The organism is Paraburkholderia sp. Ac-20340 (genome assembly GCF_017104965.1).
Lineage (GTDB): Bacteria > Pseudomonadota > Gammaproteobacteria > Burkholderiales > Burkholderiaceae > Paraburkholderia.
The window spans coordinates 67,947-94,881 of record NZ_JAAGPR010000024.1 but is presented as its reverse complement, the minus strand read 5'-3'; the positions used below and the strand labels follow the sequence as shown (position 1 = coordinate 94,881).

Annotated in this window: 26 protein-coding genes, 1 pseudogene and 1 other annotated feature; of the genes and pseudogenes, 13 read left to right on the top strand and 14 right to left on the bottom strand. The window is 62.2% G+C overall.

The genetic code is table 11. The features are described from left to right. Positions 1-41 precede the first annotated feature (41 nt). The 3 genes from G3N59_RS25660 (at position 42) to G3N59_RS25650 (ending at position 1,918) form a co-directional block, all read left to right on the top strand. Positions 42-1,259 (top strand): Replication protein O, encoded by a 1,218-nt coding sequence (locus tag G3N59_RS25660; RefSeq protein ID WP_205985613.1) that lies wholly within the window; start codon positions 42-44, stop codon positions 1,257-1,259. A 112-nt stretch (positions 1,260-1,371) separates the two neighbouring features. Next, a complete protein-coding gene (locus G3N59_RS25655) occupies positions 1,372-1,629 on the top strand; it encodes a type II toxin-antitoxin system ParD family antitoxin (RefSeq protein ID WP_205985612.1) in 258 nt (85 codons plus the stop codon). After that, positions 1,619-1,918 (top strand): type II toxin-antitoxin system RelE/ParE family toxin, encoded by a 300-nt coding sequence (locus tag G3N59_RS25650; RefSeq protein ID WP_205985611.1) that lies wholly within the window; start codon positions 1,619-1,621, stop codon positions 1,916-1,918. The genes G3N59_RS25655 and G3N59_RS25650 overlap by 11 nt, the downstream gene beginning before the upstream one ends. A gap of 118 nt (positions 1,919-2,036) precedes the next feature. Here G3N59_RS25650 and G3N59_RS25645 read toward each other — a convergent pair whose 3' ends face one another. The 3 genes from G3N59_RS25645 to G3N59_RS25635 form a co-directional block, all read right to left on the bottom strand. Further along, positions 2,037-3,983: a site-specific integrase gene (locus G3N59_RS25645; protein WP_205985610.1), complete on the bottom strand. Its 1,947-nt coding sequence runs from the start codon at positions 3,981-3,983 to the stop codon at positions 2,037-2,039. 1 nt (position 3,984) lies between these two features. Then, a complete protein-coding gene (locus tag G3N59_RS25640; RefSeq protein ID WP_205985609.1) occupies positions 3,985-4,305 on the bottom strand; it encodes a hypothetical protein in 321 nt (106 codons plus the stop codon). A gap of 175 nt (positions 4,306-4,480) precedes the next feature. Continuing rightward, a complete protein-coding gene (locus G3N59_RS25635) occupies positions 4,481-4,807 on the bottom strand; it encodes a hypothetical protein (RefSeq protein WP_205985608.1) in 327 nt (108 codons plus the stop codon). 16 nt (positions 4,808-4,823) lie between these two features. Here G3N59_RS25635 and G3N59_RS25630 point away from each other — a divergent pair, with 16 nt between their 5' ends. From G3N59_RS25630 to G3N59_RS25615, 4 genes are read left to right on the top strand one after another with little or no spacing between them, the layout of a single operon-like run. Further along, on the top strand, positions 4,824-5,498 hold the full coding sequence (locus G3N59_RS25630; protein WP_346777932.1) for a hypothetical protein: 675 nt from the start codon (positions 4,824-4,826) through the stop codon (positions 5,496-5,498). Beyond that, complete coding sequence (locus G3N59_RS25625) at positions 5,495-7,474, top strand: transposase (protein WP_241024087.1); 1,980 nt, start codon at positions 5,495-5,497, stop codon at positions 7,472-7,474. The genes G3N59_RS25630 and G3N59_RS25625 overlap by 4 nt, the downstream gene beginning before the upstream one ends. Positions 7,475-7,478: 4 nt before the next feature. Beyond that, positions 7,479-8,471, top strand: coding sequence for an ATP-binding protein (locus G3N59_RS25620; RefSeq protein ID WP_205985607.1), 993 nt, complete (start codon positions 7,479-7,481; stop codon positions 8,469-8,471). Then, positions 8,468-9,913: a hypothetical protein gene (locus tag G3N59_RS25615; RefSeq protein ID WP_205985606.1), complete on the top strand. Its 1,446-nt coding sequence runs from the start codon at positions 8,468-8,470 to the stop codon at positions 9,911-9,913. The genes G3N59_RS25620 and G3N59_RS25615 overlap by 4 nt, the downstream gene beginning before the upstream one ends. A gap of 255 nt (positions 9,914-10,168) precedes the next feature. Here G3N59_RS25615 and G3N59_RS25610 read toward each other — a convergent pair whose 3' ends face one another. Then, positions 10,169-10,582, bottom strand: coding sequence for a DUF2471 family protein (locus tag G3N59_RS25610; protein ID WP_205985605.1), 414 nt, complete (start codon positions 10,580-10,582; stop codon positions 10,169-10,171). A gap of 18 nt (positions 10,583-10,600) precedes the next feature. After that, on the bottom strand, positions 10,601-10,906 hold the full coding sequence (locus G3N59_RS25605) for a hypothetical protein (protein WP_205985604.1): 306 nt from the start codon (positions 10,904-10,906) through the stop codon (positions 10,601-10,603). 793 nt (positions 10,907-11,699) lie between these two features. On the opposite strand from G3N59_RS25605, the gene G3N59_RS25600 reads away from it, so the two are divergent. Further along, positions 11,700-13,232, top strand: a complete 1,533-nt coding sequence (locus G3N59_RS25600) for a DUF2875 family protein (RefSeq protein ID WP_205985603.1) — start codon at positions 11,700-11,702, stop codon at positions 13,230-13,232. 232 nt (positions 13,233-13,464) lie between these two features. On the opposite strand, the gene G3N59_RS25595 is transcribed toward G3N59_RS25600, so the two are convergent. Both G3N59_RS25595 and G3N59_RS25590 read right to left on the bottom strand, forming a co-directional pair. Beyond that, positions 13,465-14,091: a tyrosine-type recombinase/integrase gene (locus G3N59_RS25595; RefSeq protein ID WP_205985602.1), complete on the bottom strand. Its 627-nt coding sequence runs from the start codon at positions 14,089-14,091 to the stop codon at positions 13,465-13,467. Between the two features lie 293 nt (positions 14,092-14,384). Continuing rightward, complete coding sequence (locus G3N59_RS25590; RefSeq protein WP_205985601.1) at positions 14,385-15,464, bottom strand: zinc-binding alcohol dehydrogenase family protein; 1,080 nt, start codon at positions 15,462-15,464, stop codon at positions 14,385-14,387. Between the two features lie 116 nt (positions 15,465-15,580). On the opposite strand from G3N59_RS25590, the gene G3N59_RS25585 reads away from it, so the two are divergent. Then, positions 15,581-16,354, top strand: a complete 774-nt coding sequence (locus tag G3N59_RS25585; protein WP_205985600.1) for a helix-turn-helix transcriptional regulator — start codon at positions 15,581-15,583, stop codon at positions 16,352-16,354. Between the two features lie 292 nt (positions 16,355-16,646). Here the strand turns inward: G3N59_RS25585 and G3N59_RS25580 are convergent, their stop codons facing one another. The 5 genes and pseudogenes from G3N59_RS25580 to G3N59_RS37120 all read right to left on the bottom strand — a co-directional run. Continuing rightward, a complete protein-coding gene (locus G3N59_RS25580) occupies positions 16,647-18,098 on the bottom strand; it encodes an IS1182 family transposase (protein WP_205985599.1) in 1,452 nt (483 codons plus the stop codon). A 96-nt stretch (positions 18,099-18,194) separates the two neighbouring features. Then, on the bottom strand, positions 18,195-18,632 hold the full coding sequence (locus G3N59_RS25575; RefSeq protein ID WP_205985598.1) for an SET domain-containing protein-lysine N-methyltransferase: 438 nt from the start codon (positions 18,630-18,632) through the stop codon (positions 18,195-18,197). Between the two features lie 103 nt (positions 18,633-18,735). Next, positions 18,736-19,140 carry a hypothetical protein gene (locus G3N59_RS25570; protein ID WP_205985597.1) on the bottom strand — a complete coding sequence of 135 codons (405 nt, stop codon included), beginning with the start codon at positions 19,138-19,140 and terminating at the stop codon, positions 18,736-18,738. Positions 19,141-19,290: 150 nt separating this feature from the next. After that, on the bottom strand, positions 19,291-21,018 hold the full coding sequence (locus G3N59_RS25565; protein WP_205985596.1) for a site-specific integrase: 1,728 nt from the start codon (positions 21,016-21,018) through the stop codon (positions 19,291-19,293). Between the two features lie 139 nt (positions 21,019-21,157). Beyond that, a pseudogene (locus G3N59_RS37120) lies at positions 21,158-21,295 on the bottom strand (DUF6429 family protein); the annotation flags it as partial. Positions 21,296-21,445: 150 nt separating this feature from the next. Here G3N59_RS37120 and G3N59_RS25560 point away from each other — a divergent pair. The 4 genes from G3N59_RS25560 (at position 21,446) to G3N59_RS25545 (ending at position 24,328) form a co-directional block, all read left to right on the top strand. Continuing rightward, positions 21,446-21,790: a hypothetical protein gene (locus G3N59_RS25560; RefSeq protein ID WP_074987855.1), complete on the top strand. Its 345-nt coding sequence runs from the start codon at positions 21,446-21,448 to the stop codon at positions 21,788-21,790. 245 nt (positions 21,791-22,035) lie between these two features. Continuing rightward, positions 22,036-22,785 (top strand): hypothetical protein, encoded by a 750-nt coding sequence (locus G3N59_RS25555; protein ID WP_205985595.1) that lies wholly within the window; start codon positions 22,036-22,038, stop codon positions 22,783-22,785. Between the two features lie 219 nt (positions 22,786-23,004). Beyond that, complete coding sequence (locus G3N59_RS25550; RefSeq protein WP_205985594.1) at positions 23,005-23,631, top strand: hypothetical protein; 627 nt, start codon at positions 23,005-23,007, stop codon at positions 23,629-23,631. A gap of 496 nt (positions 23,632-24,127) precedes the next feature. Continuing rightward, positions 24,128-24,328 (top strand): hypothetical protein, encoded by a 201-nt coding sequence (locus G3N59_RS25545; RefSeq protein WP_205985593.1) that lies wholly within the window; start codon positions 24,128-24,130, stop codon positions 24,326-24,328. A 37-nt stretch (positions 24,329-24,365) separates the two neighbouring features. Here the strand turns inward: G3N59_RS25545 and G3N59_RS25540 are convergent. Beyond that, positions 24,366-25,603, bottom strand: a protein-coding gene (locus tag G3N59_RS25540) for an IS3 family transposase (protein ID WP_205985592.1) whose coding sequence is annotated in 2 segments (ribosomal slippage) — positions 24,366-25,312 and positions 25,312-25,603 — 1,239 coding nt in all. Because the reading frame shifts where the segments join, the coding sequence is not laid out codon by codon here. After that, positions 25,206-25,322, bottom strand: a sequence feature (AL1L pseudoknot). (Overlaps the previous gene by 117 nt.) A 265-nt stretch (positions 25,604-25,868) precedes the next feature. Continuing rightward, positions 25,869-26,906 (bottom strand): IS110 family transposase, encoded by a 1,038-nt coding sequence (locus tag G3N59_RS25535; protein ID WP_205985591.1) that lies wholly within the window; start codon positions 26,904-26,906, stop codon positions 25,869-25,871. Positions 26,907-26,935: the final 29 nt, after the last annotated feature.

The following is a 26,935-nucleotide window of genomic DNA, read 5'->3' as shown; positions in this document are numbered from 1 at the left end:
CAAGCATTGGCCATCCATTTTCAGAGAAATGGACGCTCGCTATGTCTATCGCGCAACATTCCGTTGCCTGCGAGGATGAAACTCATCTCGCAGAAATTGATGAATCCGCGGCACACGAATACACGTGTGATCGCGTCAATCTCCATTGGGTAATCTTTCGCGCCGCGTACCGTGCCGCCCGCATTCCCGGATTGCCCCGTCGCGCGTGCGACCTGCTGGCCGCCCTCGCCCGCACCGTCGATCGCAAAAAGCCCAACGGCCGGATCTTCATTGGCCGAGCCCGACTCGTTGAACGCGCCCGGCAATCCACTCGCACGCTCTACCGCAGCCTGCACGACCTGGAGCAGGCCGGGCTGATCATGCGCGGCGAGCAGGGGCGCGACATGGAAAACCAGTTCGACCGCGCATATCTGTATCTCACCGACACCGCCATCCGGCTGCTGGGGTACTGCGACGACCTTCCCGTCCAGTCCCGCCAACCCCGCGCATCCGCGGCTTCTGCAAACGGTGAGGACGTTGACCCGGCCTCAGCCGACTCCCCGAAAACCGAATCAGCATCCCCGTGTGCCACTCTGGCAGACCGTATACATGAAGATCTTTCCCCAACTGCTTTTCAAGAAAGACATCCAGCCGGTCAACCGCCCGCGGACCTTCAGCGCCTGCGGTCGCTGGGCTTTTCTGACAAGCTGATCTTTTTCCTGATGCGCCGGGCGCGAGAGCACGGCAAGCGGCTGTCTGACGTCGTTGAAGCCACGTGGCAGCACCTGAAGCAGGCCACCTGGCCACGTGCCTACCTCACGCGCCTGCTCGCTCGACCGGTCGACTTCCGACGGCAAACCCAACTCCGGACGACGGAATCCGAAGCACGCCAGGTGCAGGAGGCGGAAGTGCTTGAGTTGGATCGCATCCTTGTCGAGGCTGCCGGAAAAACCTACGTCGATGTGTCCTTGACAGCCCGATTCGTCGTCAGCCATGACGCACGATCGCTGGTTGCCGTCCGCGCCGACGAAGGCATCGAACGCACGATGCCGGCCTCCGGGATGCACTGGTTCGCCCGCGAAATCCGCAAGGGCAGGGTGCGGCTGGCGACGGCCGCCGAACTCCTGACGCCGGGCGCCCCGAAGGCCCGTATGAGTGATGAAGCCAAACGGCCGTCGCTCGCTGCCATTGTCCGGACTGTGGCTGTCTTGGGCTACGATCGCCTGCACGACGCATCGAAGACAGGCAGCGCGTGTGGCGTGGGTATCGCAGCGCCGTGAGAATGTAGATGGGTCTGCATTGCGGCAGCCAAGCAGACGGCCACAAGGCGCGTTCCGGCTGCCTTATACCAAAGTTTGGTATATGATGGGCGCGATAGAAAGGAGAGTGCCCATGTCCCGCAACACGTCGGTTTCGCTCGGCGAGCATTTCGCCGACTTCGTCGACACACAGGTCCAGTCAGGCCGGTACGGCTCCGCGAGCGACGTCGTGCGCGCCGGGCTGCGTCTGCTCGAGTCGCATGAAACGCAGGTGCGGGCGCTGCAGGAAGCACTGAAGGCCGGCGAGGCGTCGGGCGCACCAGTACCGTTCGACAGCGAGGCGTTCCTCGCACGCATGCGTGCGACGCACGGCGACCTGGATGGCCGTTAGGGCGCGGCAGCTGCGGCTGACGCCGCTGGCCCAGTCCGACCTCGAGGACATCTGGCGCTACACGGCCGCGCACTGGTCGCCCGGGCAGGCCGACCGCTATCACCGCGACCTGGTCTCCACCATGGAGGCGCTGGCGCGGGGCGAGAAGGCCGGCCGCGCCTGCCTGGTGCGCGACGGGGTCTTCCAGTACCCGGCGGGATCGCACATCGTATTCTGGCGCGAGACGGATATCACACTGGACGTGATCCGGGTCCTCCACCAGCGCATGGACGTCGGCCGTCACCTTTGAACTGGATCACGGCAGGTGCTGCCTAGGGCAGGGCAGAATCGCCCTTGTGAATGCGCCGGACATTTCCACCGAGAACCCTGATGAAGCCAATTGGACCGCAGCAGCGGCCACGGCTGGATCAGGGCGTCAGGCCAGTTGCTGATGCGTCCAGCGCCGCGTCAAAAAAACGCTCCACTGACTCGTACCGGCGCGCGGCGTCCCCCTTGGTGTAGAGCGTGGTCGTGCCCAGACTCGCGTGGCCCAGCTGGTCCTTCACGTCGCGCAGGTCGCTGCCGGCATCGAGGGCGTGGTTCGCGTGGGTGTGGCGCAACCAGTGAGTGCTGGCCCGTTGCAGGTCGGCCGCGGCGCCCGGATACCGGGTTTCCAGCCGTGCGGCCGCCTGGGCAAAGATTCGCTTGTACATAAGGCCAATGCCGTCGGCGGTCATGGCCCGGCCAGTGGTCGTGCTCACCAGCAGCGGCATGTCGCGCGGGGAGGAGTCGAGCGTGAGCGGCCCGCCGGGCGTGAGCCGCAGCAAGGCGCGCAGCGCTTCCATCAGCCGTCCTGGCATCGGCACGACCCTCGGTTTCCCGCCCTTTCCCCTGACCTTTAGCGTCCAGGCGTCATCAAGCGTGCCGTCCAGTCCCTTCCGGTCGAGCGCGCCCAGCGTGGCGGTGGCCAGCTCGGCGCGGCGCAGGCCGGTGGCATAGGCGAAGAGCAGGGCAAAGGCGTCGCGCTGCTGGGCGTGGGTGGGGTTCAGGTGGCTGACGGTCTGCAGGACATACCGCCACTGCGCGTGGGTGAGCGTGCGACCGTGGGTGTCCACCTCGGGGCGCGCCACCTGCAGGCGGGGCAGCGCGTCGAACGGATTGGCCAGCAGGTAACGGACCTTGACCAGCCACGCGCACAGGGCGGAGAGAATTTTCCGGGCGGTCTCGCGGCTGGACACGGGCAGCGGCCCGGTGAATGGGCGCCACGCCGGATCGAACCGTTCGGCCTTGGCGCGCCCGACCCAGCGTGCAGCCGGCTGCGGATCGGCCAGAAAGCCGTTCAGGTAGGCGTCGGCGTCGCCGGCATTGAGTGACGAAAACGCCTTGCCCCGTGCCACGACGGCCCACAGCAGCAGCCGTTCGGCCTCGCGCCGGTAGGCGCGCACGGTGTGTTCGCTGTTCACGCCGCGCACACGTATCCACGCGCGGATCGCCTCGATGTCGGACCGGAATTCCTGCCCCGCCGCCGCTGTCCCTGCCGGGACCGGCGCCCGGTTGCTGCCCGTGCTGCCGTCCAGCTCCACCGGTACGGCAAAGGCCTCGATCGGCGCGATGTCGGCCACCACGGTCGGGCGCGTGAGCGCCGGATGGTCTGCCGTCAGCGAGCGTCGGGGGTGGAGCGCCAGGGGCGAGAATTCATGCCGCAGCGGAGCGGCGTGCAGATCCAGCCAGTCCACGATGCGGGCGGCACCCTTCGGCCCGAGGCGCGGGACGGCCGTGTACCAGCGCTGCCGGCGGCGGTCGATCAGGGCCAGCAGGTCGGCCAGCGTGGGGACGCCCGCGGCGCAGAGGCGGGCGGCAACGGACGGTTCGAACCAGCCGTCGACAGGGTGTTCAGGAGCCGGATCTTCGGCCAGCGCCTGCTCCATGCGCGCGAGCGCGGCGGCCTGGCGCTGGCGCAGCCGGGCGTTGCGGGCGATTTTCCGGTCGATGCTGGGGGACGCCTGTGGCGGAAAATCTGCCTGATACAGGTCCAGCAGTTCCGCCTCGCCATAGAACCCGTCCGGGTCCACCTGGGCGCGGTAATCCTCCAGTGACGGGGGATCGTCGCGCCCGTGCATTTCCGCGGGGGCCAGTTTGTCGTGCAGGCTGCCGGGGCGCAGGCGTAGCAGGTGGGCGGCCTCGATGTCACGCGCGCGGCGAGCGACGACGGCCAGCGTATCGCGCATCGTCGCGATCATCCGGCGGGTGAGCCGGATATCAGTGTCCGTTTCGCCGTACGCCGCGTGCAGTCCCTCGAGCGCCGCGCCCTCCAGCCAGCCGCGGTATAGGGCAAAGTGCTGCCGGGTCAGGCGTGGAGTGGCGGGTGTTCGCATCTCAGAACTTCAGCCTGGTTTGGCCCAGCGCAGTCCGCGCTGTGTTGCGATGAGCAACCAGACGTTCGACCGATGCCTTGACTACTTGGGTTGCGTTTTCGAGAACGAGCAGGTCGCTCGTGACCTTGTCCGCTGCGGCATCCCGCAGCGCACAGATCGCGGGGTTGTTGGGTGTCATCTGCGCTGCAGAGTGAGCGGCCACCATCATGTTTTCCGAGGCGATAAGTGCGTTGAGCGCACTCATCAGAAAGGCCGCCAATATCGGAAGCAGTTCCAGCTCGGAAAAAATCTCCGGGACAGCCGTAATCTCATCGGCGCTCACGTCGGCACGCGCGTCCGGTACGCGCCGATCGATGACCGTGCGTGCAGCAGCTTTTGCGGCAGCAGTGTGGATGACAAGGGCTCCAGCCGTCCGATGAAAAAAAACTCGTACCAGTCGATGCGGCTCGATCAGCCCGCACTCGCGGCTTCAAATTCCCGCCAGAACAAGAATCGCTTCAGCTGCACCAGAAGTGATTATTTGAAACCCCGGATGAGAGAAGTAACCAACTGAATTCTTGAGGAATGGTTGGGCTGCAACGGGCGATTCCGTGAAACATCGACCAGACAAGAAAAAATCCTTCGAAAGCCCGTCCTGTGAAGGGATCTAGCGATTTTCCACGGTAATGTTCCACGAAGCCACGCGTTTCCGACCCGAAAATGCTGTCCTGAATACGCGAGGCGCTTCCTCGCGAGTCGGGTTGGGCCTGAGGTGTATTGATCGTTACGTGATCTGTAATTTGGTAGCGGAGTAGCCCGACCAGCAGCCGGATCTTCTCAATCATTCGCTTGGCGGGATTCGTGTACTACAACGTGAACATCGTCCGCAGGAGTAATGCGATGCGCACGGCACGTTTTCAAAAGGCAGTGACCCCGATGCGGCCGCATGGTTCGCACCGCTTCGACGTGTTCGGTCCAAAGATCGGACGGCGGCTTACGCTTTTCGGACGCGAGGCGCTGCAACTATGGTTGCGTATGGAGGCCGACCCACAAGTGGTCACCTATTGCGAACGGCCGATGCGCATCTCGGGGCGGAGCAGGGCAGCCGACTTCTGGGTCGAAACGAACGTTGGTGAGCACCTGTATCTCGTCGCCCGGTTGCCGCCGGGTCCGTCGGCAGGGCAGGGTGCCTGCCCCTGCCCTGCGCTTGAGGCGTGGGGGCGAGCTCGCTCGATCGCGCTACGCGTCATTTCGCCGGACGATCTCAACGACAGCGAGACGCTTTGCCAGAACCGGCTGACGATGCTGCAGTACGTCGCAGCCCGCCCACTCGCCACAGTCGCCGAATTTCGGACCACGATCCTGAGCGCGTGCGAAGGCGAACTTTCGCTTGCCGTACTTGAGCGACAGTTCGAACAGATCGATCCGGCCGTTGTGCGAACGACGGCCTTCTCCCTGATCCTGCAGGACCGGCTCGCCTGTCCCACGATCGCATCGCAGCCGCTCGGGCCTCGCAGCCAACTGGTGAAGCGATGAAATCGATGACCTTCGGCTCGCTACGCTTTGACCGTCGTTCGATACCGCCCGAGATCGCCGATATCAGCCAGTGGCCCGGCGCCGATGACAGCGCACTTGGCGAGCGGGCGCGCTCGCTTTTCGCGAGACGGGTGCACGCGATGACGCTGTTCCTCGACGGGGCTGTCCCGCTGCGGGAGATCGGCCGGAAGACCGGCGTGCGCATCAACGATCTGTACCGGCTGTTCGAACGGTGCATCGCCCCCCACGAGGACGGCCGGATTTATGGCTGCCGTGCGCTTTTGCCCTGGCTGCATACGCGTCCCTATGAGCGTTGTGCAAAGGTCGCGGGGCCATCGAAGGGCGGCGCAAGCGGTGCGTTCAACCAGTTACTTCGCCGCTATCCAGAGATTGAGCGCTGGATCGCGCGAAAGGTCGCGGCGCGCAGCCGAAAAATGACCAGGCTGGAGGAAGTCCCACGGCAGCTCTGGCGGCTGCACGGAGGCTTTCTGGCGCAGTGCCGGGAGAATGGCATCCAGCCACATGAGTATCCTTTTAACCAGAAGCATCTCGGCGAACGCTCGCTGGCGACGCACGTGCGCAAGCTTGCGAACCGCGAGTTCGCCGCTGCGGCTCGCGCTGCCGGTGCCCGGCAGATCGGGCATCAGTGGCAAGCCGATTCGGGCGATGTGCGAAAGGCGGCGACGTTTCCCTGGGACGTCGTGGAATTCGATGGTCACAAACTCGATGTCCGGCTGACGCTGCGCATTGATGACCCGTTCGGTTTCGAAACGCTGCTGGTCCTGCACCGGATCTGGGTACTGGTGCTGCTTGATGTCGCAAGCCGCGCAGTGATCGGCTATGCCATCTCACATGGGCGCGAATACAACAGTGACGACGTCGCGCAGGCACTGCAGGCCGCGCTGATGCCGCATGTACCTCGCGAACCGGCGATCCCCGCTCTGCGTATTCGGGCAGGCGGCGGCTTCCCGTCCGCAGTGATTCCGCAGACCGCGTGGGCGTGCTGGCGCACGCTGCGCTTCGACGCGGCCAGGGCGCACCTGGCGAAGGCGACGCTCGAGCGTCTGACGGCGGTAGTCGGCTGCGCGACTGACAACGGGCCGCCCGGCGAAAAGAATGAGCGCGCGCTCATCGAACGTTTCTTCGATCGACTCGCCTCGCATTTTGCTCATCGCCTGCCAGCGTCCAGCGGACGTGACCCCCGATCGGTCGAACGCGCGCTAAGTGACGTAGGGGGCGACACATCATTGATGATGACACTCGACGAGCTAGAGGACGTAATCGACGTCGTGCTCGCCAATTACAACGGTGAGCCGCACGCGGGGCTCGGTGGCCGTACGCCCCTCGAGGCGATGCAGTTCCAGCTCGAACGAGGCGAAGGTCTGTTGCGTACGCTGCCTGAAGCGCGGCGCAGCACGTTGTGCCTGCTTCAGGAGGCGCGTATGGTCACTGTCCGTGGTAACGTCGCCCGCGGCGTGCGGCCCCACATCAACTTCGAATACGTGCGCTACGACAGCCGCCTGCTGTCGGGCATGACCGGGATGATTGGCCAGCAGTTGCGCATCTATTTCAACGTGAAGGACATCCGGCACCTGCACGCCTTTTTCATGAACGGGGAGGAGCTTGGTGTGCTGACCGCGTCTCGCCCGTGGTGTTTCACACCGCATTCGCTTCGGGTCAGGCAGGAGATCTTCTCCCTGATGCGCCAGCGCAAACTAGCCTGGCGTGAAGGTGAGGATCCCGTCGGCGTCTGGTTTGCGTGGAAGCGGGACCAGGCCCGGCGGCATACGCGCGACGCGAACGATCTCGCGCGGATGCTGGCCGACCGCGCGAAGGCCCATACCGTGCCAAAGGGCGTTCCTGTTGAGCCGGCAGGTGAACCGGGGGGCGCCCCGAACGTGGTCCGCCCGAGCAAGGCCGGGCCCGTGAGCGCGGCGCAGCCAGCGCCGTGGCTCACGAAAATCTTCACGTACTGAAGCGATGCTCGACGCTCTCAAACGGCCTGTCGACGCTGCGGATCATCCGCTTTCGAGCCAGTCGTACATCGTGCCGACACCGGCAATCGCTGCGATGTATGCGCGCGTGCGGCACTGTCTGCGGCGTGGCGTGACGGGGGCATTAATATACGGGCACACCCGCTGGGGAAAGACATACGCTGTCCGATACTGTGTGCGTCTGCTGCGTCACGAACTGCCGCGCGTGGTCGTGCTCACGTTTGGCATGCCGCAGAATCCGTCACGCTCGGAAGCCCTGTTTTTTGGCATGCTGCTCGAGGCTGCCCGGCACGCCCGTCCAGACAGCGGCACGGCATTGCAGCGCCGCCTGCGGCTCTACCACAAGCTTGGCGAACTCGTTGCGCGGGCTTCTGGCAACATGCTGGTGGTGTTCGTCGACGAAGCGCAGCGACTGGAACTGGAGCATTACGAATGGCTGCGCGACGTGCAGGACGAGCTCGGGCGTCGTGGCATCCGCATGTTCGTGTTTCTGGTGGGGCAGCCCGGACTTCTGAACCGCAGGAGCGCCTTCACGCAGAACGTCGATACCTCACAGATCGTTTCGCGCTTCATGATCGAGGAGATGCGCTTTACCGGTCTGTGCGCGCCCGCCGACCTGAAGATGTCGCTCACGGCCTACGACAGCTCGGTATTTCCGGAGGAAAGTGGCTGGACCTATACGCGTTTTTTCCTGCAGCGGGCGTTCGATAACGGTTTCCGGCTGGGGGCGCAGCACGGGATTCTCTGGGAAGCGTTTGAAGCGGCGCACCGCCTCGCCAGATTCGATTTCGCGCTCGAGCTGCCGATGGAATTTGTGGCACGCTCAGTTGAGATCGCATTGATGGGCAACCTCGAGCACGACGGCCCACGCTTCGAGCTGAGCCGCGCCTGCTGGGACGAGGCGGTTGGCGAGTCGAACTTCGTCGCCGCGCTCGAGGCGCTGCGGATAATCTTCGTCGATGACGCAGGCCCGCCGTGACGCGACGCTTCGACATCCTGCTGCCGGACGACAATCCCTTGCAGCACGATCCCTGGTGCTGGCGTGACGACTGGCATGTGCAGGGAGAGTCAGCCTTCGCGCTGCTTGCGAAGTTCCAGCGTCTGAACGCACTGTCCTGCAAGGCGCTCTCTGAGTCGTTTGCCTGGGGCAGTGGCGGCATGAAGGCGGCCCCACGGAAGATCGATCTGCGTGATGCGCGGCGATTCGACCTGCATCGCATGACGGACCTGCTGCGCCTTCGCCTTGTCGATGTCGCGACTGCATTCGTCATGCCCTCGGGGATGGCGCACCTTGTTGCGTCTCCGAGCCTGCGCTGGTGTGCCAGATGCGCGCGGGACGGCGTGCATCTGACTGCCTTCCAGTACCACAGGCTGGGCGAGTGCCCTTTTCACCACGTGCCGTTACGCGAGTACTGCGAGCAATGCGGCGGGGCGATTCCTTATTCTCTGCGTGCCGACCTCTTCAGGACGCCATTTAGCTGCCCGACCTGTTCGCATCCATGGTGTGAACCAGCGAGCGGCATCGATGACCTTCGCCCGCGTCGTCGGCAGCAGCGGCAGTCCATGCGATACGCGCCAATTACCCTGCTACCCACGCCTTCGTTCGCACAGTCCACGGATGTTGTTCTGGGCACCGTGGGTCCTTTGGGCGGCCAGGTGGCGAGCGGACGGGTGAATTCTCTCCAGGCTGTCGCGGCGCGGTGGATCACATTCGGCCTGGCAGTGGGCATGACCAGGGCAGCAACCACCGGAAATGCCTGGCCGGGTGAGAATGCGCCGGCTGACATCCCCGAGAGGGACGGTGGGTATCCTGACGACGCCCAGGCGCGTAGCTGCTACAAGTCGGTGCGCCGCCGCATCGCGAGCACTGTCGGGCGCGCCCATCGTCGGTGTGTGCGTCTGGCTGCGCAACAGATGTGCGGGGCAATGGGCGGATCGGCGACGACGCCATGGTGTCCTGTGGCGCAGGCGATCCTGCGGTGGCGCTGCAAATGGGAGGGGATCAGCCAGCCCGGATGGTTGTTCCGGCAACCACTGCACGGACCGTTGGGCCTGGCGATCTGGCTGTCCCTTGACGCGCCCATTGCGCCGGCTTCCTGGAGCCGCGAAGCGGGACAGTGGCTGACGCTGCATGGTCTTACGACGGCGTGCCTGGACAGTTTCTACACTTACCTCGTTGAAGCACGATCGGCTGGGGCGAGCCAACACATGCAGTGGCTGCCGTTCCCCGTGAGGGACTTTTCGTCACGCGCGGTCATTGTGTGCGATGGGCACGCTTCCTCCAAAGAGCCGCAACTATGCGTAATTCCACTGGATGCCTCGCATGGCGAACGGCGCATACTCCGCGAACTGGCTTCGCCCGCCCGCCGTTGCCCAGCTGTCGCGCAGGTTAATACCAGTGAGCGACAACTGAAAAAATGACACACAACGTCACGCGTCCTGGATGGTGCGGATCTGTTGCAGACGTACGTGAACAAGGGTACACCGCTGACGTTGAGATGCCACGAGGACATGTCTGGCAGGCGCCGGCGGAGCATCAAGCACGGGGACACCGGTGCGGGGCATGTGCCATTCTTGATCGTACCCATCTGGAAACCGCTTGGAAGCGCTGACGTTACGAGGTAACCGGCAGACTTTCGTTCTGAACCGCAGTTTCGGTTTCGAAATTGATCAGGACTACAGATTAATGACAGCCGCAGAGCGTTGCTGTAGAAGTCCGCGCATGATCGCGTAGACCGCTGGCAGCGGATCGTCGTCACGCTGCCAGTCGACTTCCGCATCAATATCGGCGCCCGCAAACCGGCTGTCGGCAAGCCGGGCGAATCCATGACGCACCGCATCCGGATGCCGCGCCTGAAAACCGGGATCGGCGAAGGCCTGTTCCTCGATCACGAGCAGCACACGCCATGTCGGAGCTGGAGCAGGGTAGCCCGGCATGGCTCGTGGGCGGAATATCGTGCGTTGCGCGAGCATGTTGACGAGGCGCTGCAGGTCCAGCGCGGCACGCAGGATGGCCCCGTTGGAACGATCAGTATCGGCCCCAAGTTCGTCGTCATGGGTTCGCGCGTTGGCGTCAGGGAAATTGAACATGGCTGATCAGGACGGAAGTTATCGGACCGCCTTGTGCATTGAGGCCGCATGCTGCGCAAGCACCTCGCGTATCCGGGAGAGGTACTGGTCGGCAATCGGGTTACCGGCGACGATCTTGGTTGCACTGAGGGGAGCAGGAGGACGCACGCCAAGATAGCGGCATACGGCCGAAAGGTAAGGCTTGGACCCGATACCGCCATGCTGTTCGCGCTGCGCGATCAGCCGGCGGGCAGCGTCCGACAGGCGGGCGTCACCGACATGCCTGCGTAGCCAGGCGAGGGTTTGCCGGTCGTTGTCGTTGAGGATTCGAACCAGGTGCTCCATGATTGCTCCTGCCTGTATATCCATACATGTAAATATATACAGTATTATTGGAAGAAGCAAGGGTGGAGCTGGCCCGTGCGGCACGGGAGTTGTTGCCCCGATTTTCGTTCGGAGGGACGCGTTTTCCGGTCGGCCTTGGAACTCTAGAGCGACGAGCGGGGCGACGTTGCACACGCCGCCCTCGAATGGCGGGACGACAGGCGTCGCGCGCGTCAACAACTGCGCAGACGGACCCTCCAATACCTAGGTCCGGCACAAACGGGGGCAGCATTCAGAAGAAGCGGCCAACCTCTAGCGCTGCCTGCGAACTTCCGGTATCGACCCGGAACGGTCCTTCCAATCGTTCATGCGACTGTCGGCTCACCGCGGCAAAGCCGTCGTTGATTTACGTAGCGTATGTTTTGCGAATACCGCCTCTAGGGCAAATGCAGATAGATGCTATTTGCATTAGATGTGCATGTGTGGAGGTGCCTATTCGTGCGCTGACGACGTGGGCAGCTTGTCGTGCACGGCAGGTAGCTCATCTCGTCGAGGACGTGCATCGTCCGCCCGTATAGAATCTTGCAGAACTCACGGTACACGGCTAGGTCCAGAGTCTCGTGCAAAAACGGCACCACTGCGACAACTTTTAACGCGAGCGCCCCATGCAAGAGAGTGCGAAAAACGCCGTAGGGGCTCCATTCGCTGATGGTCACCTGCACTGAGCAGTTCCACCAACGCCTCGGAGCGCGCGTACGAGATGCTTTGCTTAGAGAGCGGTATGGACTGGCTCTGGCTGTTGATCATATAGGTGATGGCTACCAAGAACCTTTTTACATTGGACGGCTTTCCCATGCGCCAACTTTTGCTCCCGTTCTTTGCTCAGGTCGTGTTGGTCGCAGCAGGTGCACTTGCCTTCACCGGCTTCGCGCGGTCCAGTAACGCTGCGGAGAAAAATGCTGGTAACGGCCTAGCCGCCGCTGGCGCTACGCTATCAGCCGCCGCGACTCAGTCAGCCGGAAACCCTCAGTTCACTCTTGAAATTCGCAGGGTAGGAGTTACGGTTGACCGCTTCCGGCAACGGGCTTTGCTCATGCGGCTCGACGAGGTCGGTCCCAAGGGCGCCGTGCTTTTGACGGACCCCAAGGAATACGAGTGGTCGCACAGCACGCGGTGGGATCAGTTCACTACCCGCACCAATAACATCGTCAGTTATACGATCCTTGACTGGGTTCAATATTGGCCGATCCCGACGGTACTTGTTGGACCGCCAAGCGATGTATCCAGATCCAACGCGGTACAGTTGGGTGCGTTCCTTGGTGACGCCGACAACGGCTCCGGCGTGGGCAACAGTTTCTACATTCGGGTGAGTGATCTCAACACCGCAGACGGCTCCGAAGTCGTCGGGAAACTCTTCAATCTTTTTGATGAGCATCCTGACCTCCCGGCTGTGTTTGTCATGGCACTGGATGGTTCCAGCACGCGCGGTTTCGCCAAAACGCCAGGTAGCCCATTGCCCGAGTTCAATAAGGACGGAAACTTTGTGCCCACGCAACCTGACGCTCTGGTTGGCCTGATCGTCACGCGCAAGGACCGTGTCGATCAGATGATTCGGCCGTATGCAACCGAGACGTCAGGCACCATTGACAAAAGCAAGACGCAGTATGACGTTGTCAAATTGTCGAACTTCTACTGGCAGGAGCAGCGTGCCTATCCGAAGCCCTCACGTGGGGTGAGCGATCCTACCAAAGAATATTGGCAGTCGAAGTTGCCTGAGTTTTATAAGACTGAATCCCTCAATTTGCCAAAGGGATTCAAACCCAATCCGTGGGTGCCCGTACCCTGGACGACCTGGCAACTCAAGGAATTCGATCAGTGGCCGGTACTCGGCTATTTGCATCGCCCTGTGACGGTAGATCTCTCGGACGGGCACGGCGCTCCGGCGAAAAAGGCCGACAAGATCGAAAAGCTGCGCACTGGCTGGGAGCAGGCACTGGCAACGTTGCCACAAGGCACGCAACCGGAGCGGATGTTCTACGACACAGGCGTGTCCACGGCAAACCTCGCTTTGCTTGTGCAGTCATTGCATGACAACAAGCAGAAAATTGATCTCGATGATCCGGCCGACGCGTTCGATATGCAGCATCGCATCGGTGCCGATACGGGCGTCAGCTCGACGTTCGTGCAGATTGCCCTTGCTACCATGATCGGCTATGGAGATGGGAAGACGAACGCACTTGTGAATCTGCGCGACCCTGGGCATACGACGATTACGATGTTGACGCCGCCGGACGAAGCCTCGCGCAAGGCGAATCCGCAGGTTTTCAGCTGGAGCGTGCCGCAATAACAGGACACAGACAAACTACGTGAGTGACCGCTGTGCATCGAAGTTCCGTCATATCGGAACGCTCGGCGAGTGTCTCCTCATGGCCGCGTCGAGGCAGTGCCCTCTGTGATTTGCTCGCCGCAAACCGGCCATTGAGCGAGGCCGGACGAGACCTCGCACAGCCAAACTAGGCGACGGCCCCGACCGGCCGTTCATGGCCGGACGGCGTCCGATCGCTGCCCGGCCAAACTGGTCAGACATCAGTCTGCTCCGCCATCTCGAGTGCGTCGTCAACCTCGATGCCGAGGTATCGCACCGTGCTCTCGAGCTTGCTGTGGCCGAGGAGCAACTGCACCGCCCTCAGATTCTTGGTGCGACGGTAGATCAGCGACGCCTTTGTCCTGCGCATCGTATGCGTCCCGTAAGCCGCATCATCCAATCCGATCGAGCCAATCCAGCGATGGACCAGCCGAGCGTACTGCCGCGTCGAGACGTGCGGCGAACTGTGGATCCGGCTGGGGAAAAGATAGTCGCCTAACGAGAGTCCCGCTGCGCGGATCCACTCCTCCGCGCTCGCGCGCGTCTGCTCAGTAATCTCGAACTGAACCGGCCGCTGCGTCTTCTGTTGCATGACAGTCGCCCGACTCGCCACCCGCGAACCCAAGCAGATGTCGGAAACTCGCAACTTCGTCAGGTCGCACGCGCGCAACTTGCTGTCGATCGCGAGGTTGAACATAGCGAGATCTCTCGTGTTTGACGCCAACTGCAGGCGGATACGGATCGCCCAGATCTCCCTGAGCTTCAAGGGCGGCTTCTGCCCGGTCAGCTTTCCCTTGTTCCAGGGCGCACGCCGCGCGTTGCCGATGACAATGGCTTCCATGACGGTTCTCCTTTCGACGGAAGGAGAACCAGTTTGCGCCCAACGCCGCGGGCGTTGAGCGACCCCGAGCGTCAGTCGACTTTCCTAAAAGCGGCCGTTCCGTCCAGCTTTCCACGGGGCCATTGTCGACAGCCGCCCTTCGAATTCTGCTCTGCCGTAGACTGCGCATCAAAAACTGCGCAACGAGATCTCGAAAGTCCCAGTCAGATCGGTCATGCGCGATCGTGCGTGGCGTTGTTCGAAAGAAATCGACTCTCAGGAATCACCTGACCGAAGCGCTGGGAAAAAGACGGCTATGGATGGACTACCGTCATCCGGAATGGACCGCCATTCGCCGCAGCATGGCTGACCGCCTCGTTCACCTCGTCGATTTTGAAGGACGTCACGTCGAAGTGTGCTAAATCGAGCAGCCCGCCACGAATCAGGCCCGTCATGAGCGTGACGGCTTCTGGCGGATACATCCATTTGCCCCGCACAGTGACGTCGTTGCGCATGATCCACGGGTACGGCAAATCAAGACCGTCGCCGCCGAGCATGCCAACACCGCCCATCAACACAACACGTCCATACGGCCGCACGGCCATCACCGCAGCGCGCACCGTCCTCGTGGTCGCAGACGGCGGGAGCAAATCCATTACGCAGTCGATGGGTGCTCCGGCAGCTGCACGCATCCCTTCCCGATCGTGGTCCTCGTTGCCGGTGAGCTTCACGGTACGGATGCGTTCGCCAAATCGTCTTTGCAGATCCGCGAGCACGTGTTCATTGCGTCCGGGCGCGACCACGCAGCGCACACCCATCGCGAGGGCGACGGCGACGCACGCGCTGCCAAAGTTGCCGGTCGCGCCGCTCACGAGCAATGTCTCGCCAGCCTGTAGACTCGACGCAAGCAGCCCGCCGTACGGGACCAGCATGGTGTTGAGCGCGCACCATTTCGCGGCATCGGTGGCCTCGATTTCGCCGATGCGAATGGCGTTCTCTGTCGGCACGCGTATTTGTGCGGCGAATGGGCCGTCGTGGAAATGGCGCGCGAGCCGCAGGCCGCCGTCGCCACGTGCACTCCAGCCCTGCAATGTAATGTCGGGCGTGAGCGCGTCGTCGCGTGATCGAACGGTCGGATCGCAGAAAACCCAGTCGCCCGTGTTCAGATGTGTGGCGTCGGGGCCAAACGCACGCACGCGACCGATTGCCCCGCAGCCCGGCACGATCGGCAATTCGATCGGGTAGCGGCGCTCCCCGCTGAACACTTCTCGCGCGTACGGCAGTACTGGCGCGGCTACGACATCCACGATCGCTTCGCCCGTGCCTAAAGAAGGATCTGCTACGTCTTCAATCGCAAGCGGCTTGCCAAGTTTCTTCAAAATCGCTGCTTTCATCTGACTTTCCCTTTGATGGTGATCGGACAAGAGCATTCTGGCGGGCGTAAAATCGGCAGCAAGGCCTGGTACTATCCCAGGATTCGCGTGTACCTGCTTGTGGAGGGCGGACGTTCATGACAAAAGCGAGCCGAAGCGAGTTCGGCGATTTTCTGCGCTCACGGCGCGAGAAGCTGAGCCCTGAGTCGGTGGGAATCAATAACGGGCGGCGGCGCCGAACGCCGGGTTTGCGTCGCGAGGAAGTTGCGGAACTCGCGGGCATCGGCGTGGACTGGTATGTGCGGCTCGAGCAGGGCCGCACGGTGAGTCCGTCAGATACCACGCTCGAAGCGCTCGCTCGCGCGCTACGGCTCGGCAAAGTTGAGGCGGCGCATCTCCGCGCACTGGCACGCAGCGGAGATCGGCAGCCCTTCACTCGCGAGCGCGTGCCGGCACCCATCGCGAATCTGATCGCAACACTCGGTCTTCCCGCGTATGTCACGGGCAGGCGTTGGGATCTGCTGGCGTGGAATGCGGCTGCGTCTAATCTTCTTGGCTTCGAGCGTCTTGCGGAAGCGGATCGCAACATTTTGGTGTTCATGTTCATCGAACCAGATTCGCGACGGCTGTTCGGCGAGAACTGGACTAGCGAGGCGCGTCGCATGATTGCGTTGTTTCGCGCAACGCACGATCTGTACGCGGACGATCCGGCGTTTGTCAAACTGGTCGAGCGGTTGCGCGCACACAGCGCGGAATTCGCAAAATGGTGGAACGCACACGATATTCGTCGGGGCGCGTCCGGGCAGAAGGTGCTGATCCATCCGGAGCGCGGCGCGCAACGCTACGACTACGCGACATTTCAGGCAGACGACGACCCCGCGTTAAAACTCGCGATCTACACGCCCGCGTAAATCAAATCCCCGCGTGCGGCGCATCAGCATGGCGCGGCGAGTCGAGCCGGTGGCCCGATAGGCTCCATCCACAGACGACAAAGGCAGTGGTCAATCGACCCGATGTGTCGCCGCTAAGCGGTGGTTGACGACACGTGATCGGAAGCCGGGCGTCCGTTCTTGGCCGAGGCCGTGTAAAAACGCGCAGAACGGCCGACCGATCCCTCCCCGGCGGGAGCACAGTTGCGTTAGGACGTGACGCAGGCAAATGAAGTGATCGTGTTTTACTGGCAAACAGCGTCGGCGCGCGCATTCACGCGCCTGCCAGCTTCATCGCTCGCATCGTCTTTGCGAATCCGAGGATCCTGATGACTCGCTTGAGGTTGTATGCCAGCACGTGCAAACTCATTTCAGCGGCGACATGGCCAAGTCCACGCGTCTGGAAGTGCGTCGTCCCCATCCAGTGCTTGAGAGTGCCGAACACGTGCTCGACCGTGCGCCGTCGCATCGTCATGGCATCGAGCTGGCGATCCAGCCTGGACTGCATCGCCTCAAGCACCGCTTCGTGTTCCCATCGTCGAATACGCCGGTAGTCGGTGGGCGTGCACCGGTTCTTTATCGGGCATTTCGGGCAAGCGCTGCTCCAGTAGGTACGCAGGGCCATCGGAGTTTCGCGCTCGACGGAAGTAAATCGGTAAATCGCCCGTTGCCCCGCTGGACATAGGTATTGGTCGTCTTTCGCGATGTAGATGAAGTCGGCCCGATCGAACCGTCCATCTGCCTTTGCACTGGAGGTTTGTGTTTTTGGCACCAGCGCTGCAATACCAGCGTCATCGCATGCTTTGATCTCCGTCGCGCTGTAGTACCCGCGATCGGCCAGCGCCTTGAGCTTCTTCTTGCCCATCGCTTCGCGCGCGGCTTTGGCCATCGGGCTTAGCTGAGCGCGGTCACTACCGACGTTCGTCACTTCGTGGGTCACGATGAGGTGGTGCTTCGTATCAACAGCCACCTGAACGTTGTAGCCCACCACGCCTGTGCCCTTGGCTTGCGACATCATCGAACGTGAGTCGGGATCAGTCAGCGAAACCTGTTTTTCCGGTAAATGATTCAACAGTTCCGCGGCCCGATCCAGATCGCGCATCTGCTCGCGCAGCGTCTCGATCTTTTCCCGCAGCCGTTCGGTTTTCGCTTCGACCTCTGCGGGTTGCGTGCGATCAGCAGTTTCCAGCGCATCGAGATAGCGCTGGATGCTTTGCTCGATCTGCTCCTGACGCTTTGCGATCTTGTTGGGCGTGAAGTTGTTATCGCGACTGTTGACTGCCTTGAACTTGCTGCCGTCGATGGCAACGACTGCTTGCGTGAACAGCTTCAGGTCGCGGCATATCACCACGAAGCGGCGGCATACATTGCGAATGCCGGCGCCATTGCTGCGTCTGAACTCGGCAATCGTCTTGAAGTCCGGCACGAGGCGACCGGTCAGCCACATCAGTTCGACATTACGCTGGCACTCGCGCTCCAGACGTCGGCTCGACTGCACGCGATTGAGATAGCCGTAGATGTAAAGTTTGAGCAGAACGGAGGGATGGTAAGACGGTCGGCCCGTGATCGCCGGCGTGGTGCCTTCGAAGCCCATGGAAGCCAGATCGAGTTCGTCTACGAATGCGTCGACGATCCGCACGGGATTGTCTTCAGCGATAAAGTCTTCGAGACACTCCGGCAGCAACGTGGCCTGATTGCGGCTTGTACCTTCGACGAATCGCCCCATCTCCGCCTCTCGCGCTAACAGGTTGATTCAGTCTAGGCGATCGCGCGGGTTTTGACACACCCTCGGCCGCATTCGGACCGACACGTTCGCGGAGACTCATACGTGAGCGAGCATAGTGCCGCGGCATGCGGGAGCACTGCAGCGGCAGTGGTAGTCATCGAGCGATTTCCGACGTCGTACGTTTGGTACTTCAAGAGCGTAGTCGATGAACAACTCTTCGCCCGCGCGGATACGTTGTGTCACTTCAATGAAAATCCGCCCGTTTTCTTCGACGGCTTCGCAGTTTGCACTGCAAGCATGATTGAGCCACCGCGCGCTATTTCCGCCGCGCCCGCCATCGATCACGCGTCCATCGGACAGCCCGAAAAGAAACGTGTGGCCCTCTGCCTCGCGGTGCGCGTAGTGACGCGCAGCTTCGCGCCACGAAGTCACCAGGCCCAGGTACTCCAGAACACGCTCGCCAGCGGCCAGCGTCTGAAGCGCAAAGACACCTTTGCCATGGATGGAAGAGCGCCGGACGGAAACACGTTTCATCGGTGGGGAGGCTTCCAGTTAAGGTAATCGACAGAGTATGCCGGAAAGGCATGCCACTGGACTCAAGCAGATCATTTGGAGACTGTGAAACCCGGCTGTCCCGTCAGCGTTGAATGCCAGTTTCGGGCGCCGTTACGGGTTCATTCGCAGCCAGCGCGATCAGGCGGTCCAGATAGTCGCTGGCTTTCGCGAAGAGTTCAAGACGAACATTGCGGAGCATGCGGTCGTATTCATTGACGACCACCGTCAGCGACTCAACAAGAGCTGCGGAGAACCCGTCGATTTCGCCGGTCCGGTTAAAGGCGAGCAGTGCCTGCGCAAGGTGCTGCTCGACCTCCTCAATCCGGTCCGGGGAAATGCGGCCATGGCCTGCACGCGCGATGTATCCGCTGAGGATGCAGATCTGCGCCATATGATTGATGGCGCCGCGGTCGATGTCGCGTCGCCGGATGCGCTCAAGGACAAGCCGGGTACGAAGGATCAGGTCGGTTGCCTTGTCGCGGGCCATGGGGAGCAGCAGCGCCTTTGAGGGGCCGGGAGTGCGGCGCGAGGGTTTTCTGTTTGGCATTGCGGCGTCCGGTCAGATCAGGTGCGAAACGACATGAGGGCGTCCGCACACTTTTCAAGAAAAGGTGAGCTAAAACGGGATGACGAACTGTTACTTTCGGCCAGAGAAGGCGTCGCCGATCTGCCGGGCCCGCTTCACCTCATCGCTGTGCAGGTAAATCGATGTGGTTGAGACCGAGGCGTGCCGCAGGTTGTCGCGGACGGTCGTCAGTTCCGCGCCCCGCCCGAGCGCATGCGTCGCGTGGGTGTGCCGCATCCAGTGGGGACTGGCACGGCGCAGTTTTTCGGCAAGGGGTGCGTGATCGGCCTCAATTGCCTTTGCGGCCTGCAGGAAGAAGCGGCGCATCACCACCCACAGACGCACGCTGCTGATCGCGGTGTCGCTGTCCGCCTCGAGGCTGCCGATGACCGGCGTTTCCGGCCGCCAGTGCTGCTGCGTGACCGGCAGCCCGCGCTCGGCCAGATAGCGCGCGAGTGCGTCCCAGGCGAGCGGCGGCAGCGCTACGCGCGCCAGTTTCTTTCCCTTGCCCATGACCCTCAGCCAGTAGTCGCCGCGTGGATCGGTCTCAATATGGCCGAGCGTGGCGCCGACGAGTTCGCTCGCGCGCAGTCCCGTCGCGTAGCCGAAGTCCAGCAGAAAGCGCAACCGCTGCGCGGCCGCTGGCGACCAGCGTTGCGCCCCCTGGGAAGACCATTCCAGGCCATCCGCAATCGTGCGGACAAGCGCCCATTCGCCTTCGCTGAAGGCATGGGAGACATCGAGGACATTTGATCCCGTCGCCTCGCGCACCTTGACGCCTGCAAACGGATTGGCCAGCACATAGCGCTGCTCGATCAGCCAGCGGAACAGGGCGCCGAGGATCGACAGGGCGTGCGCGACCGAGCGCGCTGAAAGGCTTCCGTTGAACGGGCGCCAGTCGGGCGAGGTTCGGGGGCGTACCGGGCCGACCCAGCGGGTGCGGGGTGAGGGATGACGCAGGAAAGCCCGGTAGGCGATGGCGTCCTCAGTCGTGAGTGACGACAGCGCCCGGCCGCGCTCGACGATGGCCCACAGGATCAGCCGCTCGGCTTCCTTGCGGTAGGTGCGTTGCGTCGCAGGTGACTCGTGCAGGGCGAGCCAGGTCTGGACGGCCTGATAGTCGTTGGTCGCATCAAGCGTGCAGGTAGCGGCGGGCGCGCGGAAGGTGCCCGCGGAGCCATCCACTTCGTGCGGCAGGCTGATCGATTCCCACGGCACGACGGGACTGTGCCGGCTCGCAACGATCAGCGCACGCGCTTTCTCGGTGAGCGCCGGCCACGCGGCGAAGAACGTCTGGATGGCGCGGGCGCTCGCCGCGCCCAGCCCAGGCACGGCCTTCCACCACTGGCGGCGCCGCGGAATGCGCACGGTCAGATCCGCAAGTGTGGTGATGCCGTAGGCCTGCAGCACGCGCACGGCACGCGGCGCGAACCACTGCGCGATGTCGTCGGCGATCTGCGGCTCGCGCGGGCGGGCGGTGCGCAGAAAGTCGATGGCCAGGGCGGCAGCTTTCGCGTGCTGTGCGCGCGTACCCGCGGGGTGGTCGAGCAGGGTGGCCAGATCCTCGCGGTTGACGGTACGCGCGAGTGCCACCAGCCGCCTGCGGATGCGCCCGAGCACGCCACGCGCGGATCTGCCATCACCCAGCGCCGAAGGCAGGTAGCGCTCGACCGCGGGCCGCACGGCGACACCGGCGTACCACGCGCGCAGCGCGGCGAGTTCGGCGGCATCAGGGAAGCCAGCCGTTTCAGAAGAAACAGGATCGTCTGGGGCGGGCAGGGCAGTGTGACGCGTTTTCATGCATCGTAGTTTATCTCAGAAATCATGCCATATTGATAAGAAGGATTATCTTAATGGCACGATCGTGCCACACGTTTTTGGAAAAAACGTGAACATTCACGCAAGGAATGTTGTGTCTAAACGGCAAGCAAACTTGTGTCTATCGATCCGGTCTTCTGCAGCTGTCAACGAAATACTGCTTAAAAAGACGTTCGGATTCCCGCAATCCCGCGTCCGTGAAGACCACGGATTTCGCTTTGTTGACAGGATGAGAGATGAGGCCTCGATCATGAAGTCTGGTGCCCTTCGGTTCTCTGGTAGCTTCTGAAACAGTGGGTGCATAGAGCGATGAAGCCTGCGGAAGGGGTTTGCAGCGCAGCGCGATTTGCGCCAAGATGGGGCAGGTCGCCCGGTATTCCCTGCCGGTCAGACAGCATTTCCCTACGACATGGCCGTCCGCTTCGAACTCGTTGCCCTTGCGCTGCCCCCCGGCTGCGCCCCCGAATCGCTTCCGCCACCGGTCGTGGCATTGGTCGCCGCGTGCTGGCCGGGGATGAGCCGCGCGCAGCTGCTTGATCGCGCGCGGCGCCTGGCCCTGCGCATGTCGTTGCGGGCGCGACCTGAAGCCGGGTCCGGCGGTCTGCAGCTGTATTCACTGGTGCTGGTCGCGGAGGGCGTCCGCGCCGAGCTCGTGGCGCACGTGCGCCGTCTCGCGCGCCGTCGTACCGCACGCCGCGCGAAGGTCTCGCTGCCGCCCCAACGGGATGAGCGACAGCAGGGACTTTTCTTCTAGCCGTTCATCCTGGGGTGCGGACGGGGTAGGCCAAGGAAGCCGGCCGGACGTGCTGCGCCCGCCCGGGGCGAACTGGATCAAGGATGCGAGTAACTGCGGCAGGTTTCTGAGCTGCGGATCCGGGTCGTTTTTAGGGCCGGTACAAATTTCACTTCCGGATTGGATCAGCTTTCACTTCTTCGGACGACAGTAGCCCGCCGTGCTCACGCATGGTGGTCCTTCACGCAAACAGGAGCTGCCTGTCTATGGCATCGCAACACACGGTACGTCACCTCCATCACCGCGCGTCCGCGCATCCCGTCGATAACCTCGTCGTTGAACCCGTCGGCGCGGACGTGGCGTCACCCGGGCCCAAGCGCCGTCGCCCGATCGCCCGTGCTTCGCTGGTCGCATTGGCGGTAAGTGCGCTCGCGGCCTGCTCGTCCCTGCAGCCACATGCCGCCCAGCCGCAGGTATGGGCCACACTGGTCGACGCTTCCGCGGGATCGGCTGACGCGACGCCGGGCGAACCAGTGCTGGGTGGACTGGTCACCCAGAAAATTGCGACCGGTCTTTACTGGCAGGTGGTCCCGGATCTCTTCGCGGTGCACGCGTGCGATGCAGGCACGGGCGGCTGCCGTCACGGGATCGCGAAACCGGTGGCCCGCGTGACGCTGCTGCAGGCGGGCGCGACCAGCGCCAAAGTGACGCTTCAGGCCGAGTACAACGTGGGCGCGAGCCAGACCCTGACAAACGGCCTGCCGGTGTCCCCGATGACCACGACCCTGTCAGTGCCGGCTGGGGTCCCGGTGATGTCTACCCATGTCGAACGGGTGGAGCGCACGGCAGAATTGCCGTATGGTCAGCTGCGCAAGGTGACGCTGCCCGATGGCGTCACGCTGGGCCTGTGCATCAGCGATTCCCGTGAGCCGGTCATGCCCCCGAGCGGCGCCTGTCCGGCGGGCACCGACGTGCAGCACCTTGGTGGGGCGCTGCACGCAGCCACCACGTTCTAGCCGCGCTGGAATGCTGTGACGTTATGCCGGCACCCGCGGCGCATCATGATGCTTGAGGTGATCTGCAGATGCCGGTTGACGACCACTGCGGCAAGAGCCGACCGTCGATCCCGGTCCGTTGCGTTCAACCGTTGTCAGGGCTTTAAGTCCCATTTAAAACGGGGAACGGTATATTCTTTCCACGCTGAAACACTGACCACACAACTTATGGGGAACGGGGTGAATCAACCTGAACGAGAACGCAAGAAGCCGCGCGGTATTTCGGTTACCTTGCAAAGCGGCCCGCAGTGCATTTCAGTCGAGCAAAAGCAGCTGCCGGCCAAAAAGGCCGATATCGAGCAACACTTCGCCGAGATGTTCTGCACGGATAACCACGGGATGCGGCCGCACTTCAGGCGGTTCACGAAATTCGAAAACCTGTGCGCGCAGAAGGAAAACGATATCGACTTCAAGGTTGATACCGCACTCGGAACGAAGTGGCTCGAACTCGCTGAATTTGCCCCCATACAAGAGGTCGGCCGCTACGAAGAAGCCACGGGGGTCTGGGACGCACGCCAGTTGGCCGGGATGGTTGTCGATCTCATCAAGAAAAAGAATGGCAAGGGCTACGGCAGCGGCGTGATCCTCATGGTGTACATGACCCACGACCGCTTCTGGGCTCCGCCGCCGGTCGTCAGGTCGATTCCCGAACTGCTCAAGGACGAGGCGATTGTCTTCGAGGCGGTGTACGTGGTTTCGCGGGGTGGAACCGTTGTGGAAGCGTGGCCGGGTGACCCTGACGATCAGGGGCCCAAGGGGCTTGGGACCACGATCGTGGGCCCGTTTTCGGGACCGGCGCAAGTCTAGACGGCGGGGCAAGCGAGGTCGCGCCAATTTCCGGAAATCCGGCTTGAAAAAATCCATCGTCACAGCCGCTCTTTTTTTGTCTCGCTGCTCGCGCCCGCACTACTTGCGCACGTCGGCGCAACCCATCACGTGGATGTGTCTGTGGTGCGTGACGGTGTGACCGTCCTCGCCGCCCTTACCCTGCTGGCGATCGGGGGGGGCAACGGGCGCGCCATCGCCGGTTGCGCCCGCAATCATCCCGGGCCTGAGGATCGGGACATCAGCCCGCGTATGTGGCAGATTTTTTCGCATGCGAAAGTGAAGGCGCCGATGCGTCAGCCTGCCCCAGAGGAAACTACGATGACCAGTCCGTTCAAGGGCTTCGCAACACTCAGGCAACCCGAGGAGCTGTACCGCAAGTTCGTTCACGACCGGCTGCGTCTGCAGTCCAACATCGGTCCGTCGAGGACGTGCGGGAAGACGGCGATGCCGTCCCGGACTACGTGGCGGAAGACTTTTGGAGCAGACGCTGCTGATCCGACTGATGCCGCAGGAGCAGGAAGCGCTGGGTACGCCCTTCATTACCTCGGTCGATCAGGCTGACCGGACGCTGAAATTTTGGGCCGACTATCTGAAGCTCGATGCTTCCAACCTGGAGTACAACGTTGTGCACAATGGCATGCACGGGTACGTCTCCAAGCTGCTGGACGATTTCTAGCCATGAACCGAGCCGGGAATCGTGGAGGCTATTGGGTTTAAGTTAAAGCAGGCGCATCGGCAGTATTTCTGAGTTGCCTGTAGTAGTTTGCCTCAGCTTCAGCGGGCGGGATATAGCCGAGCGGTTCCATCAGTCGATGATGATTGAACCAGGCCACCCATTGCAGCGTTGCCAGTTCGACGGATTCCTTCGTTTTCCACGGGGCGCGCCGATGAATCAGTTCCGTCTTGTACAGGCCGTTAATCGTTTCAGCCAGCGCGTTGTCATAGCTATCGCCACGGCTGCCGACCGAAGGCTCGATGCCCGCTTCGGCCAGACGTTCGCTGTAGCGAATGCTGACGTATTGGGACCCCCTGTCGGAATGGTGTATCAATGTCCCGTTCTCGCCTGGTTGCCGCGCATACAGCGCCTGTTCAAGTGCGTCCAGAACGAAGTCCGTGGTCATCGACGAACTGACTCGCCAGCCAACGATACGGCGAGCAAACACGTCGATCACGAACGCCACGTAAAGCCAGCCTTGCCATGTCGAAACGTACGTGAAGTCCGAAACCCAGAGCTGATTCGGCCGCTGCGCCTTGAATTGCCGGTTGACTCGGTCCAGCGGACGCGGTGCGCTTTTGTCGGCAATCGTGGTGCGAATGCGCTTGCCGCGAACCGCACCACGCAGACCTTGCAGCTTCATCAGCCGACCGACCGTGCAGCGCGCGACCACAATGCCCTCGCGGTTCATCTGCTTCCAGACCTTCGGCACACCATAGACCTGCATGTTGGCCTGCCAGACACGCCTGATCTCGGGTTGCAGAATCTCATCTCGTTTCGCGCGGGCGCAGCGTCTGGACGGATCGCGAAGCTGTGCCGCATGGCGTCGGTAGCCCGACGGGGCAATCCGCAAGACCTTGCAGATCGGCTCGACCCCAAAGGTGTCGCGATACTGATCGACGAAGGCCTTCAGGACTTGAAACGGCGGTCGAGCTCCGCCTGGGCGAAAAACGCGCTCGCGACCTTGAGAATCTCGTTGGCACGACGCAATTCCTTGACCTCGCGCTCCAGGGCCTTCAGCCGTTCGCGTTCGTCGGGGCTCAAGCCATCACGCTCACCCTGGTCAACCTGGTCACGCTTGACCCATTCGTGCAGCGTCTGCGGCGTACAGCCGATCATCGGTGCAATCGATTCGACCGCCGCCCACATCGACGGATGTTCGCTACGTTGCTCGCGCACCAGACGCACTGCGCGCTCGCGGACTTCCGGGGAAAACTTGGTTGCCTTCTTGTTCATGGCTCCATTATATGGACGTCTCCCGTTTGCAAGGGATTTCGAACTCTGACGTGACAGGAACGGTCGCAGCTTTATATCCGGCCTTGTTGCAGTCGGTTGTTCCGCTGCGGGCCACTATGGAATCCGCTGATCCGCGCCTCATTTCTCTCACGAGCTCGTAGCTCTTGGAGCCATTCAGGTTTTGCAGACCACGGTCCGACCTGTGTTGCCATCACTCTCGATCCCAACGCAACCTTCGACGTGCCACCTTTACAGAACCAGTCTCTCAGCAGATGTTAGCGGTTCCGACTCGATTCACGCTTACGTATCCCTTCTGGTACGGTCGATCATGAGCAAGCACCGCCCAAATTGTCCGTGCTATCTTGTTTGCCAGCGCGACGATGACCACGTTCGGATGCCGTCGTTTCTGCAACTGTTCGACCCACGGACCAGGGTCGTTCGCATGAGTCAAAACACTACGGGCACCGTGAATCAGTAGGGTGCGCAGATAGGTGTCACCACGCTTGCTGATGCCATGAAGATTCACCTTGCCACCCGAACCAGTCTGCCTTGGCACGAGTCCCGCCCACGCTGCAAATTCGCGCCCAGATCGAAACACCTTTGCGTCGCCCATCATTGCGACTGCCGCAGTTGCGGTTAGCAATCCCACGCCGGGAATCTCACTGATCGCTTTCACAGCATGGTCATCTTTCTTCCATTCACGCATTCGGCGTTCGATCGCCGCGATCTGCTCATCGAGCTTCGTCAGCCCGGCCCACTGCTCACGCAATGTGTCGATGAGCACTGCAGGCAAACGCTCCGCAACCCGCGCAAGGATTTCGGGTATCGCCTTGTCGAGCGAAGCCCGTCCCTTGGCCGACACTTCGCCATACTCGGCTAACAATCCGCGCAAACCGTTGATCTGCATTGTCCGGAACTTCACCAATTGCTCCCGTGCCCGATGCAGCGCCAGCATTGCTTGCTGCATTTCGGTCTTTACCGCGACTGCCTTGCCGGGCTGCTGCACAGCAAGCCAGATCGCTCGGGCATCCGCCGCGTCGTTCTTGTTGCGGATGTTGAATGCCTTCACGAATTCCCCTGGCATCAGCTTGACCTGATGCCCCATCTGCACCAGCTTGCGTGCCCAGTGATGCGCTCCGCCGCACGCTTCCATTCCGATAAGGCAAGGGGACCAGTTCGCGAAATGTTCGAGAAACGCAGCGCGTCTGATGGGCTTGTTCACAACCTCGCCAGTGTCGTGGTCTACGTAATGCACCTGGAAAACAGTCTTTGCAATGTCAATTCCAACTGGTGTCAGATTCATCGCTAGCCTCCGCTACGCCGTGAAGATCC

Excerpts from the sequence above, each read along its gene's own strand:
- G3N59_RS25660 (WP_205985613.1), top strand. The coding sequence starts at position 42 with ATGTCTATCGCGCAACATTCCGTTGCCTGCGAGGATGAAACTCATCTC.
- G3N59_RS25655 (WP_205985612.1), top strand. The coding sequence starts at position 1,372 with ATGTCCCGCAACACGTCGGTTTCGCTCGGCGAGCATTTCGCCGACTTC.
- G3N59_RS25650 (WP_205985611.1), top strand. The coding sequence starts at position 1,619 with ATGGCCGTTAGGGCGCGGCAGCTGCGGCTGACGCCGCTGGCCCAGTCC.
- G3N59_RS25645 (WP_205985610.1), bottom strand. The coding sequence starts at position 3,983 with ATGCGAACACCCGCCACTCCACGCCTGACCCGGCAGCACTTTGCCCTA.
- G3N59_RS25635 (WP_205985608.1), bottom strand. The coding sequence starts at position 4,807 with ATGATTGAGAAGATCCGGCTGCTGGTCGGGCTACTCCGCTACCAAATT.
- G3N59_RS25625 (WP_241024087.1), top strand. The coding sequence starts at position 5,495 with ATGAAATCGATGACCTTCGGCTCGCTACGCTTTGACCGTCGTTCGATA.
- G3N59_RS25620 (WP_205985607.1), top strand. The coding sequence starts at position 7,479 with ATGCTCGACGCTCTCAAACGGCCTGTCGACGCTGCGGATCATCCGCTT.
- G3N59_RS25610 (WP_205985605.1), bottom strand. The coding sequence starts at position 10,582 with ATGTTCAATTTCCCTGACGCCAACGCGCGAACCCATGACGACGAACTT.
- G3N59_RS25605 (WP_205985604.1), bottom strand. The coding sequence starts at position 10,906 with ATGGAGCACCTGGTTCGAATCCTCAACGACAACGACCGGCAAACCCTC.
- G3N59_RS25600 (WP_205985603.1), top strand. The coding sequence starts at position 11,700 with ATGGCTACCAAGAACCTTTTTACATTGGACGGCTTTCCCATGCGCCAA.
- G3N59_RS25595 (WP_205985602.1), bottom strand. The coding sequence starts at position 14,091 with ATGGAAGCCATTGTCATCGGCAACGCGCGGCGTGCGCCCTGGAACAAG.
- G3N59_RS25590 (WP_205985601.1), bottom strand. The coding sequence starts at position 15,464 with ATGAAAGCAGCGATTTTGAAGAAACTTGGCAAGCCGCTTGCGATTGAA.
- G3N59_RS25585 (WP_205985600.1), top strand. The coding sequence starts at position 15,581 with ATGACAAAAGCGAGCCGAAGCGAGTTCGGCGATTTTCTGCGCTCACGG.
- G3N59_RS25580 (WP_205985599.1), bottom strand. The coding sequence starts at position 18,098 with ATGGGGCGATTCGTCGAAGGTACAAGCCGCAATCAGGCCACGTTGCTG.
- G3N59_RS25575 (WP_205985598.1), bottom strand. The coding sequence starts at position 18,632 with ATGAAACGTGTTTCCGTCCGGCGCTCTTCCATCCATGGCAAAGGTGTC.
- G3N59_RS25570 (WP_205985597.1), bottom strand. The coding sequence starts at position 19,140 with ATGGCCCGCGACAAGGCAACCGACCTGATCCTTCGTACCCGGCTTGTC.
- G3N59_RS25565 (WP_205985596.1), bottom strand. The coding sequence starts at position 21,018 with ATGAAAACGCGTCACACTGCCCTGCCCGCCCCAGACGATCCTGTTTCT.
- G3N59_RS25560 (WP_074987855.1), top strand. The coding sequence starts at position 21,446 with ATGGCCGTCCGCTTCGAACTCGTTGCCCTTGCGCTGCCCCCCGGCTGC.
- G3N59_RS25555 (WP_205985595.1), top strand. The coding sequence starts at position 22,036 with ATGGCATCGCAACACACGGTACGTCACCTCCATCACCGCGCGTCCGCG.
- G3N59_RS25535 (WP_205985591.1), bottom strand. The coding sequence starts at position 26,906 with ATGAATCTGACACCAGTTGGAATTGACATTGCAAAGACTGTTTTCCAG.